17 protein-coding genes are annotated in these 16749 nt (G+C 36.9%); 14 read left to right on the top strand and 3 right to left on the bottom strand.

The genetic code is table 11. From position 1 onward, the window contains the following. Positions 1-70 precede the first annotated feature (70 nt). A complete protein-coding gene (locus tag MKY88_RS21635; RefSeq protein WP_340814688.1) occupies positions 71-1231 on the bottom strand; it encodes an MFS transporter in 1161 nt (386 codons plus the stop codon). A gap of 334 nt (positions 1232-1565) precedes the next feature. Between MKY88_RS21635 and MKY88_RS21630 the strand changes: the two genes are divergently transcribed. Beyond that, positions 1566-1703, top strand: coding sequence for an Lmo0850 family protein (locus MKY88_RS21630; protein WP_164908744.1), 138 nt, complete (start codon positions 1566-1568; stop codon positions 1701-1703). Between the two features lie 57 nt (positions 1704-1760). Here MKY88_RS21630 and MKY88_RS21625 read toward each other — a convergent pair whose 3' ends face one another. Then, complete coding sequence (locus MKY88_RS21625) at positions 1761-2948, bottom strand: FtsW/RodA/SpoVE family cell cycle protein (RefSeq protein ID WP_328204823.1); 1188 nt, start codon at positions 2946-2948, stop codon at positions 1761-1763. A 339-nt stretch (positions 2949-3287) separates the two neighbouring features. Between MKY88_RS21625 and MKY88_RS21620 the strand changes: the two genes are divergently transcribed. The 8 genes from MKY88_RS21620 (at position 3288) to MKY88_RS21585 (ending at position 12018) form a co-directional block, all read left to right on the top strand. Then, positions 3288-4040 carry a hypothetical protein gene (locus MKY88_RS21620; RefSeq protein ID WP_069482832.1) on the top strand — a complete coding sequence of 251 codons (753 nt, stop codon included), beginning with the start codon at positions 3288-3290 and terminating at the stop codon, positions 4038-4040. A gap of 114 nt (positions 4041-4154) precedes the next feature. Beyond that, positions 4155-5234: a D-alanine--D-alanine ligase gene (locus tag MKY88_RS21615; protein ID WP_069482831.1), complete on the top strand. Its 1080-nt coding sequence runs from the start codon at positions 4155-4157 to the stop codon at positions 5232-5234. Between the two features lie 11 nt (positions 5235-5245). After that, positions 5246-6613 (top strand): UDP-N-acetylmuramoyl-tripeptide--D-alanyl-D-alanine ligase, encoded by a 1368-nt coding sequence (locus MKY88_RS21610; protein ID WP_340814687.1) that lies wholly within the window; start codon positions 5246-5248, stop codon positions 6611-6613. 78 nt (positions 6614-6691) lie between these two features. Beyond that, positions 6692-7384: an alpha/beta hydrolase gene (locus tag MKY88_RS21605; protein ID WP_328204818.1), complete on the top strand. Its 693-nt coding sequence runs from the start codon at positions 6692-6694 to the stop codon at positions 7382-7384. A 352-nt stretch (positions 7385-7736) separates the two neighbouring features. Further along, a complete protein-coding gene (locus tag MKY88_RS21600) occupies positions 7737-9266 on the top strand; it encodes a DEAD/DEAH box helicase (RefSeq protein WP_328204816.1) in 1530 nt (509 codons plus the stop codon). Between the two features lie 119 nt (positions 9267-9385). Beyond that, positions 9386-9865, top strand: coding sequence for a PH domain-containing protein (locus tag MKY88_RS21595; protein WP_193833233.1), 480 nt, complete (start codon positions 9386-9388; stop codon positions 9863-9865). Continuing rightward, on the top strand, positions 9858-11336 hold the full coding sequence (locus MKY88_RS21590; RefSeq protein WP_328205072.1) for a PH domain-containing protein: 1479 nt from the start codon (positions 9858-9860) through the stop codon (positions 11334-11336). The genes MKY88_RS21595 and MKY88_RS21590 overlap by 8 nt, the downstream gene beginning before the upstream one ends. 106 nt (positions 11337-11442) lie before the next feature. Further along, a complete protein-coding gene (locus MKY88_RS21585) occupies positions 11443-12018 on the top strand; it encodes a GNAT family N-acetyltransferase (protein WP_193833231.1) in 576 nt (191 codons plus the stop codon). A 72-nt stretch (positions 12019-12090) separates the two neighbouring features. On the opposite strand, the gene MKY88_RS21580 is transcribed toward MKY88_RS21585, so the two are convergent. Next, a complete protein-coding gene (locus MKY88_RS21580; protein ID WP_328204813.1) occupies positions 12091-12714 on the bottom strand; it encodes a rhomboid family intramembrane serine protease in 624 nt (207 codons plus the stop codon). A 64-nt stretch (positions 12715-12778) separates the two neighbouring features. On the opposite strand from MKY88_RS21580, the gene acpS reads away from it, so the two are divergent. The 5 genes from acpS (at position 12779) to MKY88_RS21555 (ending at position 16542) form a co-directional block, all read left to right on the top strand. Further along, positions 12779-13132, top strand: a complete 354-nt coding sequence (acpS, locus tag MKY88_RS21575; RefSeq protein ID WP_328204811.1) for a holo-ACP synthase — start codon at positions 12779-12781, stop codon at positions 13130-13132. 125 nt (positions 13133-13257) lie between these two features. Continuing rightward, complete coding sequence (locus MKY88_RS21570; protein WP_069482822.1) at positions 13258-14316, top strand: LolA family protein; 1059 nt, start codon at positions 13258-13260, stop codon at positions 14314-14316. 194 nt (positions 14317-14510) lie between these two features. Further along, positions 14511-15632, top strand: coding sequence for an alanine racemase (gene alr, locus MKY88_RS21565; protein ID WP_340814685.1), 1122 nt, complete (start codon positions 14511-14513; stop codon positions 15630-15632). Between the two features lie 291 nt (positions 15633-15923). Continuing rightward, the gene (locus tag MKY88_RS21560) at positions 15924-16187 is read left to right on the top strand and encodes a hypothetical protein (RefSeq protein WP_036121020.1); all 264 of its coding nucleotides are present in this window, start codon (positions 15924-15926) and stop codon (positions 16185-16187) included. Between the two features lie 4 nt (positions 16188-16191). Further along, positions 16192-16542, top strand: a complete 351-nt coding sequence (locus MKY88_RS21555; protein WP_008177055.1) for a type II toxin-antitoxin system PemK/MazF family toxin — start codon at positions 16192-16194, stop codon at positions 16540-16542. The last annotated feature ends 207 nt before the right edge of the window (positions 16543-16749 follow it).

Genomic DNA, 16749 nt, shown 5'->3' with positions numbered 1-16749 from the left:
ATTATCTCTATGACTTATTAGAGATAATCCGAATTGCCTGTTAATCATTCTATCGTAGCCATGATGAATGTTAATCAAAACGCAACGATTTATTAGAGGCTTTAAAAATAAAAATTAAGCTAATGGAAAGAATGGCGATTACTGCTGATGTATAGTAACCGAGACTTGCATGCATTGTAAATAACCAGGTGAAAAATAGTGGGCCAAGTATCCGTCCTAGATTATCCATGGAATAAGATAGTCCTGCCGCTGTACCATATTGTCCGCCAGATTCTTTAGAGGATAGCGAAACAACACATGTTCTCGCAAGTGCGTTTCCAGCTGTAAAGACACATAATGCTAGCCCTGCGATAAATAGGTTGGCGGTTAACGTGAATAAAAGCATCCCTACGGCTGTTACAATTTGTGCACCGATTAGCCAAGTTGTCTCACTGCCGTTTTTAATTCGGCGAACGACACCACCTTGTATCGCAGCATCAACAAAACCACTAAACATAAATAAATAACCAATTTGTAATGGTGTAATTTGAATTTTTTCAATTTGGAACAGTTGGAAAGTAGCTTCTACACCTGCCAACATAAATGTTACTAAAAACGAAAACATAAATAAGTAACGTACACGGTATCGTAGCATTTTCCCAGCACCTTTTGGCACAATAGCACGTTTATTTGAATCTTTTCGTTTTTCAGGTTCTTTTAAGACGAAACTTGCATAAATAAATAATAGTCCAATTAATATAGCTGATGCGATAAACGGTAATTGCAAGCTATAATGCCCTAGCATTCCACCAATTGCTGGGCCAAAAATAAATCCTAGACCGATGGACATACCCATAAAGCCCATATATTTATTACGTGTCTCCTCGCTAGACATATCTGCAATAAATCCTGTTACAGCTGTATATAAAGCTCCAGAAAATAATCCTCCTACGACGCGGGAAACATATAAAATAGCTAAGTTATCAATAAATAATGAAAAAATAACAAAGCTTAGGCTAAAACCAATTAGTCCCGTTAAGATTAGCTGTTTACGACCTACCTTATCTGATAGCATGCCCCAAAATGGCGCAGTGAAAAAGCTAGCTAATGAATAGACGGTCAGTAAGCCACCAACATGGAGATTATCCCAATTTTGCTGCACAATAACCTCTGGTAAGACTGGGATAATAATACCGAATCCTAGGTAAACGAGGAATTGAACTGACATTAATAATAAAATTGCCTTTTTCATACAGTTCCCTGCTTTCATACAATATTTCAATATGTATATTCTAACCCCGTTGTTCTTGCTATTACAAGAAAACGGAGGGAGAAACATAGATAGGCGACTTTTCTTTTGTTGTGAAATAAAGTAAATGAATAAAATATGGGTGTTTAGGTTAGTTTATAAATGTTTGGTGGTGAACATGGCAGGGTATAAAAAATTACAATGTCACAAAAAAGAAAAATTTCAAAGCGAAGTTAAATGGTATGATAAACTTGTCAGACATCATACTCATAGAAAAATGAAACTTTTTTGCCAATTAAACGTTATATAAAATCGAGGAAAGATTGAGGTGGAATGTATGAGGAAAGAAGTAGATTTGAAAAAGATTGTTTCGAATTTATCTAAGTTGGGTGTAACAGCCACTGTAACAAAGTCTCGACTAGAACTTTTAAAAGTGCTAACACCACCAACGCAGACACCGCAAGTTCAAGCTTAACTCGTTTAAAATAGAAAAAGGGAAGTCTCTGTAATAGAGGCTTCCCTTTTTCTATTTTTATTCATCTTCATCATGTGTAGTAAACATGTACGTCCGATAGTGGAATCTCATACTAAAGACAAGTCCGATAGCTAGAGCATTCCCCATTAATGAACTACCACCATAGCTAATGAATGGAAGTGGAATACCGGTAATCGGTAATAATTGAATCGTCATTCCTATATTCTCGAACACATGGAATGTAATCATAGCGATAATACCAGCACAAACATATGTTGAAAATGGATCTTTCAATAAAAGAGTAGTTTTTGTTAAATGATAAATTAGTAGGAAGAAAATACAAATAACAATACTTGCCCCAATAAAGCCCCATTCCTCACCGATTACAGTGAAAATGAAATCGGTATGGTTCTCTGCAACATATACTTCTCGGTTTCGAAAGCCCTTACCGAAAATTTCACCTGATCCAATAGCATTAAGCGATGTGATTAAATGGTAACCATCACTGGAAGAATAGGAGTAGGGATCGAGCCAAGAATAGATTCGAGCGAATTGATACGTTTTAAAACCGAATGTTTTCTCTAAGAAATCTTGCATATAGAGAGCCATCCATAGTAATGAACCACCTGCTACCACGCCACCTAAAAATGTAGGTAATATTATTTTCCATGAAATACCTGCTACAATAATAAGGGCAGCGGTAATGGCAAAGAATACAAGTGCTGAACCAAGGTCTGGTTGTTTCATAATAATAGCTAATGGAACGATAAGGGTTAAACCGATTTTTCCTAATAATAAGAAGTCTGTTTTTAATGATCTTAATGAGTAGACTTCATGGTGCTTACTAATTAATCGTGCCAGTGCTAAGATGTAGAATGTTTTCATAAACTCTGAAGGCTGAATGTTTCCAAGCGGTGTATGGTACCAGCTTTTTGCCCCATTGACTGGTGCACCGATTTGGCCTTCTCCTTCAGGCATAAAAATAAGCAGTACCAATAAGGCAATCCCTGCTCCATACATATACCATGACATTTTTTTATATTGATCTGGCTCAAAAAACATCACTATGCCAATAATTACTGCACCAATTACATACCATTGCATTTGTTTTGGAACGTAGTTAATGCCATATTGACCGGATGTTTGGGCAGATGCAATAGCTAACAAACTAATGACTAGAAAAGTGAAAAGAATAAAAGCAAGAGTCCAGTCAAAACGATTTGCGAAATTTCGTTTATTTTCCATAAAATCCACCTAAATTAAAATAGTATCTCAATATGAGTAAATATAATGCGTTTCTCCCATTTTCGTTTATAATGTTGAAAGAATAAGCAAATGCAAAATCAGAAAGAATGAATGTCTACTGATAAGATTGCAATTTGCTTTGAACGTTGTCAATGGAACTTTTAAGCAAATATTTTAACTCATTGAGTAATTGAAAACCTATATGCAAATGCATGTTTAACATTCCTATTATAACGCAAAAAACACTTTTATGCCTGCGTATATAGTTGTGACGACAATTAACATAAAATGTTTCAAAAAAATCGAGTTTAGTCTTATAATGTAGTGGAGAATGGGGTGATGGTTGTGGCTAAAAAATTAAAGTCAGCTGATGATTTTATGTATCATATTTATGTTCATATGAATGATGTCGAAAAATTTGTCATTTTTAGCGGGTTGAAATTCTCTCAATTTGCGGCTTCGCTTGAACCACTGCATCACTTACTTTTATTAAAACATTCCTATGAAGACGGTTCTTTTAATATGCATACACAATTTGAATATGTATTGGATGAAGAAGTACCCCATTTTGTAAAAAAATCGGCTGAGTCCAAGGAATTATGTTGGGTCGATTTTATGGATGAGAAGAGGCTGGACCATCTAACACCGATGGAACAAGGGGAATTGCTTTACATAAGTCATAAAAAAGAACCGATTACATCTGCATTTTTTAACAAATTGCAAAATAGATTCGTCTATTACTCTTCAGATTTAGAAAAAATGACAAAAATTTATTTCCGACATTTAAGTGATTCGGATTTATTGGTGGCAAATGTTTTTAATAGTTTAATTCGAGAAAAGGAACGTAGCTCTGGATTTTGGCGTCGAAAAGTAAAATCGAGTATCCCTACCATTTCACCTGATTTCTTACGTTCTTATCGATCCTTTGCTAAAGACGGTGCATTATTATCGTTGTATCGTATTGAAAAACCAAAAGTGGCTTATGGGATAGAAGTTCGCAATCTGTCAGAATATTCTTTTCCTGATGAAGTTTGGGACGATTTAAATACCATTTTGAAAACTGAGCACGATGAATTGATTTATATTATTTAACGAAATATACACTCAAATCTCACCGTCGAAAATTACGGTGGGATTTTTATGTCATTTGTCAAGACGTTTCGTGATAAACTAATAGTACTCAAGAAGTATGTGGAGGGCACAAAAATGAAAAAAAGAATCGGTTTATTATACGGCGGAAAGTCAGCGGAGCATGAGGTATCATTATCGACAGCTCGTGCAGTCACTGGTGCTTTGAATTTCGAGGAGTATGAAGTATATCCGATTTTCATAACATCTGAAGGAGAATGGCGACGCGGAGATCGTTTAGAAAAGCCTGTAAGTACTATCCAAGAACTACAATTTGGTGATAATACTACAATTTTAGAAAATAATATTACTGATTTTTTAATCGATGAACATGGCAATTCAGTGCAGTTCGATGTTATTTTCCCATTGCTACATGGAACAAATGGTGAGGATGGAACCGTGCAAGGTTTACTAGAAGTTCTAAATCTGCCCTATGTAGGAAATGGGGTTTTAGCATCTTCTGCTGGTATGGATAAAGTGGTTATGAAGCAATTATTCGAGATTGCTGGTTTACCACAAGTGCCCTATACGTACTTTGTTCGCAGTGAGTGGAAGAATGAACAACAAGCTATCATTGAACGCTGTGAAGAAAGATTGACTTGGCCAATGTTTGTGAAACCTGCAAATTTAGGATCTAGTGTTGGGATTAGCAAAGCAACAAACCGTGATGAATTAAAAAAAGCAATTGAGGTTGCCTTACAATACGATCGTAAAATTGTTGTCGAGCAAGGTATTATCGCTCGAGAAATTGAACTTGCCGTCTTAGGAAATGATTATCCGGAAGTTTCGGTACCAGGTGAAATTAAACCTGTTACAGAGTTTTATGACTATGATTCTAAGTACAAGGATGGCTCCACAGCACTGATTATTCCAGCTGAGCTACCAGAGGAAACAGAATCAAGCTTAAAAGATCTGGCAAAACGGGCTTTTAAGGCGATTGATGGTAGCGGCTTAGTTCGTGCCGACTTTTTTGTAACAGCTGATCATAGCGTTTACATTAATGAAGTAAATACACTGCCTGGCTTCACGCCAGTAAGTATGTATCCACTACTTTGGCAACATACAAATGTAAGCTATCCAGAGCTAATTAATCGTTTGATTACGTTAGCCATTGAACGTTTCGAAGAAAAACAACAGCTTCACTATAAAAAAGACTGAGTGGGATTATTGTGAAAAAAACATTAAAACAATTAGCTGCATGGTTAAATGAGGATATGTCGGCTTACGATGATACGGTTGTATCAGGAATTTCCATTGATACAAGAACGATTCAACAGGGGGATTTATTTGTACCATTTCGTGGTGAGCAAACAAATGGACACCGGTTCGTTGCTCAGGCAATTGAAAAAGGTGCAGGTGCTTCTCTCTGGCAAAAGGATGAACCTAATCCGCCAAAAGGTGTACCTTTATTGTTTGTGGATGATCCAGAAATAGCTTTGCAGGAAATGGCACGAGCTTATCGGAAGGAACATAAAGCTAAATTTATTGGTATTACAGGCTCTAACGGTAAAACATCAACAAAAGATATTTTAGCGGGTACACTCGCACCGTTTTTTAAAGTTCAAAAAACAATTGGGAATTTTAATAATCAACTTGGTTTACCGATTACCATTTTACAGCTTGATGAAGATACAGAGGTAGCTGTCCTTGAAATGGGAATGAGTGGATTCGGGGAAATTGAATTTTTAACAAAGCTTGCTCAGCCACATATGACAGTTATTACAAATATCGGTGAGGCCCATATGCAGGACTTAGGGTCCCGTGCAGGTATCGCACAGGCAAAGTTTGAGATTATTCAAGGAATGCAGCCGGATGGCCTATTATTCTATGATGGAGATGAACCATTGCTTCAGGAATTAGTGGCTAAGGAACAGCATTTAAATGCTGTAGCGTTTGGATTAGAGCCATATAACCTTTTATATGCTGATCACATTCATGCTAATGCTAATGGTAGTAGCTTTACTACACACGGTACGATAGAGGGTGACTTCTTTATTTCCGTACTTGGAAAGCATCAAGTAAAAAATACTTTGGTCGCCATGTTAATTTCTCATCAACTAGGTTTAAATAATGAGCAAATTCGTACATCCTTAGAGCATGTAGTATTAACAGATATGCGGATGCAACAAGTACAAGGTACAAATGGTGCGTTATTTATTAACGATGCTTATAATGCTGCACCAACCTCTGTAAAAGCGGCAATCCAATTTATCGCTACTTCAACTATTCGACCTGAAAAATGGCTTGTATTAGGGGATATGCTAGAACTTGGGCTAGATGAACAACGTTTCCACGAAGGGCTAGCGGAGGATATAGATGAGCAAGAAATTGATTACGTTTGTCTATTTGGACCTCGAATGACTCATCTTCATAAAGTATTAAAAGAGCACTTTGAAGCAGAACGATTGTTATATGCCGAAGATGATTATACGGCTATTATTGAAAAACTAAAACTTGCTAATGAGTCATCTATTGTTTTACTGAAGGGTTCCCGTGGTATGAAATTAGAGACAATTTTACAAGCTTTTACGTCATAGTTTTCATTGAATCGGTGGGATAAAATGCTCACCGATTCACTTATTTAAGAGGTTTCTTTGTTAAACGAGGTGAGGGATTTGTCAATAGGTGTACTATGTATACATGGGTTTTCAGGTGGTCCCTATGAGATGGAGCCGTTTACAACATACTTACGGATGCATACAGATTGGCTCATTGTAGAACCAACATTATCGGGGCACGGTGAAGCCTTGCATATGGATGGATTTACTGCAAAGCACTGGTTAATGGATGCAGAGCTAGCCATACGGTCATTAGCTAAAAAAGTAGATGAGATCATCGTTGTTGGATTTTCAATGGGGGGCATTATAGCTTTATATTTGGCAAAACGTTATAAGGTAAAAAAGCTAGTATTATTGAGTGCTGCTGCAAAATATATTAGTCCCAAGCAACTAGTCATTGATTTCAAACTGCTTGCTACAGATGCATATCATCATAATTTAACGAATAATGAGCTGTTTTTACGTTATCGACATAAGTTTAATAATGTGCCATTAGCTTCAACAATTGAATTTATGAAATTGGTTCGAATTGTGGAACCGTATTATCAGCATATCCAAATTCCTGTCTTTATTGTGCAAGGGAAACAGGATGGAATTGTGCCATTTAACACAGCACAATTTCTTTATGATGAGTTGGCTTCTACTAATAAAATTTTGTATTTTTCTGATAACGGAAGGCATCATATATGTCTTGAGGAAGATTGCTCCGATTGGTTTCCGCGGGTTTTGCTGTTTTTAAAGAATACTTGAAGTAGTCAGATTATTACGACTCATGCGTTATCGTTGCATACGTATGAAAGCCATGTTAGACTAGTGTAAGCAATGGATACATTTTGTGCGAAGACTCTTCATATTTGGTTGAAGAGTACTTTTTTTTGAACACAACGGTTTTATTCTAAAGTGAATAATTACGACAGAATCGAACCGCTCGGTAAAGACCGGGCTTTCCTTTTCATATAAGAGAGCTCTATATGAACGATCATGTAGAGAGAATTTTTAAGTAACGGAAACGTTCCACTACACAGGCTCGAATTTGCCGACAACTTCATCTGAAAATGTAACCATTTGTCAACTTAAAAGGAAAAAAAGGAGATTGAGAAGTTTGACAAATTTTTCAGAATTAAATATTAGCGAATCTACATTACGCTCTGTAAAGCGTATGGGATTTGAAGAAGCAACACCAATCCAAGAAGGTACTATTCGTTTTGCTATTGAAGGCCGCGATGTATTAGGTCAAGCGCAAACGGGTACTGGTAAAACTGCCGCATTCGGGATTCCACTAATTGAAAAAATTGACCCAAAAAACCCTAATATCCAAGCATTGGTTATTGCTCCAACTCGTGAATTAGCTATTCAAGTATCTGAAGAGCTTTACAAGATTGGCTATGATAAACGTGTGAAATTATTATCAGTTTACGGTGGACAAGAAATTGGCCGTCAAATCCGTGCACTGAAAAATAGACCTCAAATCATTGTTGGTACGCCAGGACGTATTATTGACCATATTAATCGTCGTACGTTAAAATTAGAAGATGTGCAAACATTAGTACTGGATGAAGCAGATGAAATGTTAAATATGGGCTTTATCGATGATATTAATTCCATCCTAGAAAACGTTCCAACTGAACGTCAAACACTTCTGTTCTCAGCAACAATGCCGCCAGCAATTCGTAAAATTGCGGAGACATTTATGCGTGATCCAGAAATCGTAAAAATTAAAGCAAAAGAATTAACTGTTGATAATATTGATCAATATTTCGTGAAATCTGCTGAACGTGAAAAATTCGATGTTTTATCTCGTTTATTAAATGTTCACCAACCAGAACTTGCTATTATCTTTGGCCGTACAAAACGTCGTGTAGATGAGCTAGCACAAGCTCTATCAATTCGTGGCTACCTTGCTGAAGGTATTCATGGTGATTTAAGCCAAGCTAAGCGAATTTCTGTATTGCGTCAATTTAAAGAAAATAAAATTGATATCCTTGTTGCGACGGATGTAGCGGCACGTGGTCTTGATATTTCTGGTGTCACACACGTATACAACTTTGATATCCCGCAAGACCCTGAATCTTATGTTCACCGTATTGGTCGTACTGGTCGTGCAGGTAAGTCAGGTCTTGCTGTTACGTTTGTAACGCCACGTGAAATGGGTTACTTACGTATCGTAGAAGAAACTACGAAAAAACGTATGACTCCACTTCGTCCGCCAACAACAGATGAAGCATTAGTAGGTCAACAACGATTAGCTCTTGATACTCTTGAAGGTCTAATTGCTAATAACAACTTAGGTGATTACCGTACACTTGCGTCAGAAGTACTTGATAATCATGAGGCAATTGATGTTGTAGCAGCTGCTCTTCGCTCATTAACGAAAGAGCCAGATGATACACCGGTAACAATTTCAGAAGAACGTCCATTACCAATGCGTCGTGAACGCTCTAGCAGTAATCGTGGCGGTGGTGATCGTGGTCGCGGTGGTAATAATCGTAACTACGGGGGACGTCGTGACTCTCGTGGTGGAGATCGCCGTAATAGTAGCAGTCGTCGTGAAGGTGGTCGCCGTGAGGGAGGCCGTCGTGAAGGTGGACAAGGTCAAGGCCGTTCTCGTTCTCCTCGACGCCACGAAGATTAATTTTCGTAAGTGTTTAAACCTTGCAGTCATACTGGCTGTAAGGTTTTTTTTCGTATATAGTTGAAACAAAACGGTCATTAATTCCGTATAACCTAATATAGAAAAGAGGGGGAACGACAATGAGAGCTCAACCAGTGCATCAAATTTCCCGTAAAGGGTTAACTGTATGGCGTTTATATGGTGTCATACAAACAGTGGTGCTATTAATTGCAGCAGTGATCGTAAGCTGTGGTACTTATTATTTTGAATGGCCAACGTTTATTTACTACATAGCTGGAGCAATTGTAGTATTAAGTGCTGTACTATCAGTTTTTATTTTTCCTAAAATTAGATGGGAACGATGGCGATATGAGGTACGGGAACATGAAATTGAAGTTCAACATGGCTTATTTGTAGTAAAACGTACGCTCATACCAATGGTTCGTGTTCAACATGTTGATACGACACAGGGACCGATTTTAAAGAAATATGATTTAGGTAACATCTCCATATCAACGGCAGCAACCGTACATACAATTCCTGCACTTATCATGGACGAAGCAGATTCACTTCGTGCTCGTATCTCTGAATTAGCAAGGGTGGCGGAAGATGATGTCTAAGGAGATTAATCGTTTACATCCTATATCAGCAGTAATTACGAGCGTCAAGGCATTAAAAAGTATGATATTACCTATTGCGATCATTATCATAACGAATGGCTTTAATTTTTCATTAAATTTCCGTAGTGATCATTTTTTTGATACCATTTTACTCTTTGGTGTATGGGGAGTAGCTGCACTCCTTGCATTGATTGGGGGCATTATAAAATGGCGGACATTTGTTTATTGGTTTGAGGATGGAGAACTCCGTATCAAATATGGATTGTTTGTTAAAAAAAAGCGTTATATTCCGTTTGAACGTATTCAAAGTTTGAACTATAATGAAGGAATTTTTCACCGTATTTTTGGATTAGTCAAAGTTCAGGTAGAAACAGCAGGGAGTAAAGGTGGCAAGCCGGAAGTAGAACTTACTGCAATTCGTAAAGAAGCGGCAGATGTTATTGAATTAGAAATGCGTCGTGCCAAAAATGAAGTAGTAAACCAACAACATGCTGAACAGACGGAGGTCGTAGACGATTCAATTTCAATTTCTGCGCCAACTATTTACCAGATGTCCATACGTGACTTATTAGTGTTAGCCACAACTTCTGGTGGGATTGGTGTTGTGTTATCTGGTCTTGCTGCTATCGCCTCTCAGTTTTCAGATATTATTCCTTATGAAACTGTTTTCCATGAGTTGGCTGATTTTGTGAAAGTCGGGGCCTTTATAATAGCGATATCGGTTATGTTAATTTTAATAGTAGCCTGGGTTGTTTCTGTCCTTATTACCCTGATTAATTACTATGATTATACAGTCCGTATCGAAGAAGATAAGCTGATCATAACTAAAGGACTTTTAGAGAAAAAGCGTATAACCTTACCATTAAACCGAATCCAAGCTATTCGTATTGTTGAAAATCCAGTGCGTCAATTAACAGGATTTGCAACGGTTGTTGTTGAGAGTGCTGGAGGTAATGGTGAAGAGGGGAAGGATAAAAAAATCACCTTATTTCCACTCATTAAGAAACAAGATTGTATGCAGACATTAGAGGATCTTTTCCCAGATATGAATTGGAATCCTTCCTTTACTCGATCACCTAAAAAAGCAAGGCCTTTCTTTTATCGCATAGATTTTATTTGGCTTGTCCCTATTATTGGTGCATGTAGTTATTTCTTTTATCCGTATGGTTTATTGTCATTGCTATTAATTCCATTAACGATACTACTAGGGGTTTGGCAGCATAAAACAGCAGGCTATCAGATTGATGGAAAACAACTGGCTTTACAATATAGAGTATTCAGTCGAATAACATTGATAGTGGAGAAAAAACGTATACAATCGATGGGAAGTACACAATCGTATTTTCAAAAAAGAAAAAACGTTATGTCTATAAAAGCGACTGTCATGTCCGGAGCATCCGGTACAACGGGTAGTGTTTCAAGTTTGGAACAACAAGATGCTGAAACGATATTATCTTGGTATGAACATTAATGTACAGCTAATTCTTTCAATTTTATGGAAGAATTAGCTTTTTTACATACAAATATTTGGTAATGAGGTTTATAATAAAATAAATAGAACAAAAGGGGTGGGGACTATGTTTAAATATAATATTAATGAAGACGCTTATTTGAAATTATTGGATTTAAGTGATGTTCATGATTTATTTGCATTGACTGATCGTTCAAGGGATACATTACGCGAATGGTTACCTTTTGTAGATGGTGTTCAAACAGTTAAAGATACCGAGGTATTTGTAAAAAAAGCTATGCAACAATATGCGGATAACAATGGGATACAGGCAGGGATTTACTATGACGGACAGCTCGCGGGTGTCATTGGGTATCATCAAATCAACTGGCAACATAAATGGACAAGCATTGGCTATTGGTTAGGGAATGAGTTTGTTGGTAAAGGGCTTGTAACAAATTCAATGAAAGCATTAATTGACTATGCCTTTCATTACTTGAAGTTACATCGTATTGAAGTACGGGTAGCGGTCGGAAATATTCGTAGCCGTACGATTCCAAAAGTGTTGGGCTTTCATGAAGAAGGGCGATTAAGGGATGCAGAGTGGCTGTATGATCATCATGTAGACCAAGTGGTTTATGGTATAACGGCAGCAGAATGGAAAAAAATCAAGATGACCAATGAAGCTACGGTCGCCTTATAAAAAGGGGTTCGTATAAAGAGGAGCAGTGCCATGGGATCTAATTATAACCCATGGTGCTGCTCCTCTCTTAAATTATGGTCTACCCGACATTTTTTGTTTGCGCCAACTTAAAATTCTTTTTGGATGTAAATAAATGAGCCCTAGAATGAATCCAGTTACTAGCCCACCTAAATGTGCAAAAACGTTTACATTCGGTTGAAGAAAAGTCATAATGACACTGATAATGATGATTGGTAAAATAAGCTTACGAAGCATTGGCATTGTTCTACGGGTATAATACACTAATGCCCCAAAAGCACCAAAAATTCCAAAAATAGCCCCACTTGCACCAAGACTCGCATAACTACTATCATAGAATATGTAGGTTGCCATGTTGCCTACAATACCCGATACTAAATAAATTGTAATAAAACGGGCTTTACCTGCAATTTTTTCAAGCTCTGGTCCAAAGAGATATAAGGAAAACATATTAAAAAACATATGCATAAATCCTGCATGTAAAAACATAGCAGAGAATACACGCCACCACTCACCTTTTTGAACCAGGAAATTCGCTTGAATTCCGTAATTCCACAAAAGATTTCCTACACCGGGTAAAAGAGACAATACATAAAGAATTAAATTGATTGCTATTAACGTTGACACAACAGGGTAATACTTTGTATATTGCTTAAAATTTTCTGTTCTACTAAACATGGCTCCACCTCAATTTACAATTATTATACATGCCTTGTTGGAAATAGGTAAAGGAGAAGGTAACATGATTAAGGGAATTGGTCTTGATATTGTAGAAATGGACCGTATTGAAAAAGCGATGAAGCGTACAGATAAATTTAAAGACCGCATATTAACAACAAGGGAAAAAAAATTATTTGATGGTTACTCAGAAACTCGTAAAATAGAATTCTTAGCAGGACGATTTGCTGCGAAAGAAGCATTTTCGAAAGCGATGGGTACTGGCATTGGGGAACAATGTAAACTACATGATATGGAGATATTACGGGGAGAGGCTGGAAATCCTGTTTTATATTTTAAGGAGCAACTTGCCAATGGTTTTGTTAGTATTACGCATTCCAAGCAATATGCAGCTGCTCAAGTAATCTTATTAGAATAGGGATGAAGTTGTCTAAAAAGGTTGGCCAGTAAATTTAAATATATTGCCTTTTCTACAAATGACATAACTGACAAATACGGTTCATATATTGTCGTAGTGGATTTGAAAGAAGAAAGGGTGAAAGCGTGGGCAACCGAATAGTTAAATGGCTCGTCTTATTTTGTACGATATTACTTCTGTCGGCATGTGGTGCAGCCTCACAGGAAAAAGTGTTGAAGAAAGTGAATGGTAAATGGGGAGAGACAAATGGCTATGAATTAAATGCTACGATGGAGATTAAATCTGGTGGGGAGCCTAGAAATTATAATGTAACAGTATGGCATACTAAACCTGATTTCTATCGGGTAGAAGTTATGGAAAGTGGAAAAGATGTTTCTCAAATGATTGTGCGTAATGCGGATGGCGTATTTGTTGTGACACCAACATTAAACAAAATGTATAAATTCCAAAGTGATTGGCCAAAGAAGAATAGTCAAGCTTATCTAATAGGAGCTCTAGCAGAAGATTTAGCAGAAGATAAAAATCTTGTCATGAAAGAGGAAGAAAAAGCATATATATTTGAAGCGGCTACTAGAAATAGCTATAAAAACAGTATGCCTCATCAAGTAATTACAGTAGATAAGAAAACTTTACTACCTACTTCTGTTGTCATTATGAATGATGTGAAAGAAGAACAAATTCGAATTACATTTAAGAAAATTAAATTAGGTGTGCAGCATGCTGCCAAAGAGTATGCAGTTGAGCAATTTACAGATAAAGATAACACTAAAGGTGAACAAGCTACACCAGCAGAGAAAGATGGTAACGAAGACAAAGATGACAAAGAAGCAGTTGGTGCAGAGGTAGAGTATCAAGAGTTCCAAACTAGCTACCCAGTATTGAATTGGGCACAATTGGCGAATGAAAAAGTCGTTCAAGAAAGTGGTATGGAACGCGTTATCCTAACATTTGAAGGAGAAAAAGCCTTTACAGTTATGCAACAGCCAGTGACAAAGGAAAACTCTATGTTACCAGTATCTTCGCCTGGTGATCCAGTTGATTTAGGATTTACAATAGGTGCGATTACAGATACTTCGATTAGTTGGGAAAAAGATGGTGTTGAATTCTTTGTAGCTTCCAGTAAACTAACGCGTGAAGAAATGATTGAAGTTGCTACATCCATGACGATAGGTAGTATGAAGTAACTTTTCTGCTACAGCTTTCTAGTTCAGGAAAGCTGTAGCTTATTGACAATATAAAAATTCCTGGGTTAGAAAATGTTAAGTGATTGTCTATAAAGTAAACGTTTCAGGACTAATAAACGTATAATTGTACAAGCTAAATAAAAAATATGTATGTAATACATAATGTTTTAATTAAAAATAAAGAGGGTATTCTTATGAAGACACAGCAATATTTTCGACCAACGAAAGCAATGATAAATTTACAAGCAATCCAACAAAACGTCAAAAATTTAAAAAAATTTATACGACCTAATGTTCAAATAATTGCTGTAGTAAAGGCGAATGCATATGGTCATGGAGATGTAGCCGTAGCACAGGCAGCTCTTGAGGCTGGTGCCACAATACTTGCAGTGGCAACGCCTGATGAAGCATTACATATTCGAGCACATTTTGAAGACCCAGACATACTAATATTAGGTGCATCTCCAGTTTCCTTTGCTCCTTTCGCAGCTCAACAGCGTATTATGCTTACTGTGTATGGAATTGAGTGGGTACGGCAAGTAGCACCACTTATAGCTAATGAAGACCTTCCTTTACAACTACATATAAAAATAGATAGTGGTATGGGTAGAATTGGCATTCGCTCTGAGCAGGATTTGTTAGCATTGTATCAAACAATTGAGTCTACTGATAATGTAGAGTTGAACGGAATATTTACGCACTTTGCAACAGCAGATGAGAAAGATACAACTTATTTTGATCAGCAAGTACAATTTTTTGAAAGCTGTTTAGCAGCATTGCCGATAAAGCCGCCACTTGTTCATGCATCTAATACAGCAGCTTCGTTAGTAAAGAATTCTAACTTGCAGTATGATGCTGTTAGATATGGGATTTCGATGTATGGTTTATCACCGTCCTCCTATGTGGAGAGTATCTTACCTTTTGCCTTACATCCTGCATTTTCACTCGAAAGTGAACTTGTTCATGTGAAGGAAATAAAAAAAGGTGAATCTGTAGGCTATGGAGCTACATATGTTGCGCCAACTGATATGTGGATTGGAACGATTCCCATAGGCTACGCAGATGGTGTTATTCGTAAGTTGGGTGGACAAGAGGCTTTAATTGATGGACAGAGAATACCGATTGTTGGACGAATTTGTATGGACCAATGTATGGTTGCCCTACCAAAAGCATATGCTATAGGTGAGAAGGTAACACTTATTGGCCAACAAGGACAGAATAGGATTTCCATCGATGAATGGGCAACTAAGCTTGAAACCATTAATTATGAAATACCATGCATGATCACAGCAAGAGTTCCTAGAATATACTTTTAATGAACACACTTATGCCGATATATTTTAGCTTTCAATTTATGCCAGTATGAAGAATTTGGTTAATTAATAAGCACTGGAGAACTTATTTCTTTTCCAAATGGTAGATGAAACATAATTGGTAATAAGTTGCAATAATAATTATTCGTCATATACCTTCGACAGCCAACATATTTTTACAATTTGTACTTCAAATTGTCAGATATTTTGTCATTTCATGTCTTTTCAACAATATCTTTCAATGATAGAATGGGAAGTAATGAAAAGTGTATGGTTCCGTTGGAGGTGCTTGCTGTGTACGAAAAAAAGTTAAGAGAAGCTACAATTGCTGTTCAAGACAGACTATTTCTACAAACAAAGGAAGTAATTGAAGGTGAATCTTTTGTGCGTTCTTTAGCGCGCAAAAATTTAATGCAGGAGCAACCAAATCAAATACGGGAAGCTATGATTAAAGGATATGTTGAAATGTCTCATATTAATTTAATGATCGCGAGTGAATGCTTGCATGCAGAATATGAAGCACAACATATGGTGGAGCGTCTCGTAAGCGGGGGATGACACTTTGAATGTAAAACGTGGTGACGTTTTTTTTGCAGATTTATCACCGGTAGTAGGCTCTGAACAAGGGGGTACTAGGCCGGTGCTGATTATTCAAAATGATATTGGCAATCGATTTAGTCCGACTGTCATCATCGCGGCTATCACTGCACAGATTCAAAAGGCAAAGTTACCGACACACGTTGAAATCAATGCTGAAAAGTATGGTTTTGAACGTGATTCGGTTATTTTGCTAGAACAAGTGCGGACAATTGATAAGTCAAGATTAACAGATCGTATTACACAACTTGACCATGCTGTGATGGAAAAAGTTGATGGTGCGTTGATGATTAGTTTAGGTCTGGTTAAATTTTGATATACATATATGTATAGAAAGCATCGAGATAACTGATATCTCGATGCTTTTTTGTCTTTTCTATTCCTTCAGTTATTTTGTATAATTTGAAATTCTTATGTCATTCCAACATAGGAAATATGTTGAAATGTTTAAGTTAGCAAAAATCTCATCATCATTATGCTAAGACGTATTTGATAAATAATAAAAAAAGATTTAAGATATACA

The sequence above is a fragment of the Lysinibacillus sp. FSL R7-0073 genome, from assembly GCF_038009065.1.
Classification (GTDB): domain Bacteria; phylum Bacillota; class Bacilli; order Bacillales_A; family Planococcaceae; genus Lysinibacillus; species Lysinibacillus fusiformis.
Note: the sequence above shows the minus strand (reverse complement) of the source record. Positions and strands in the feature narration are given on the sequence as shown.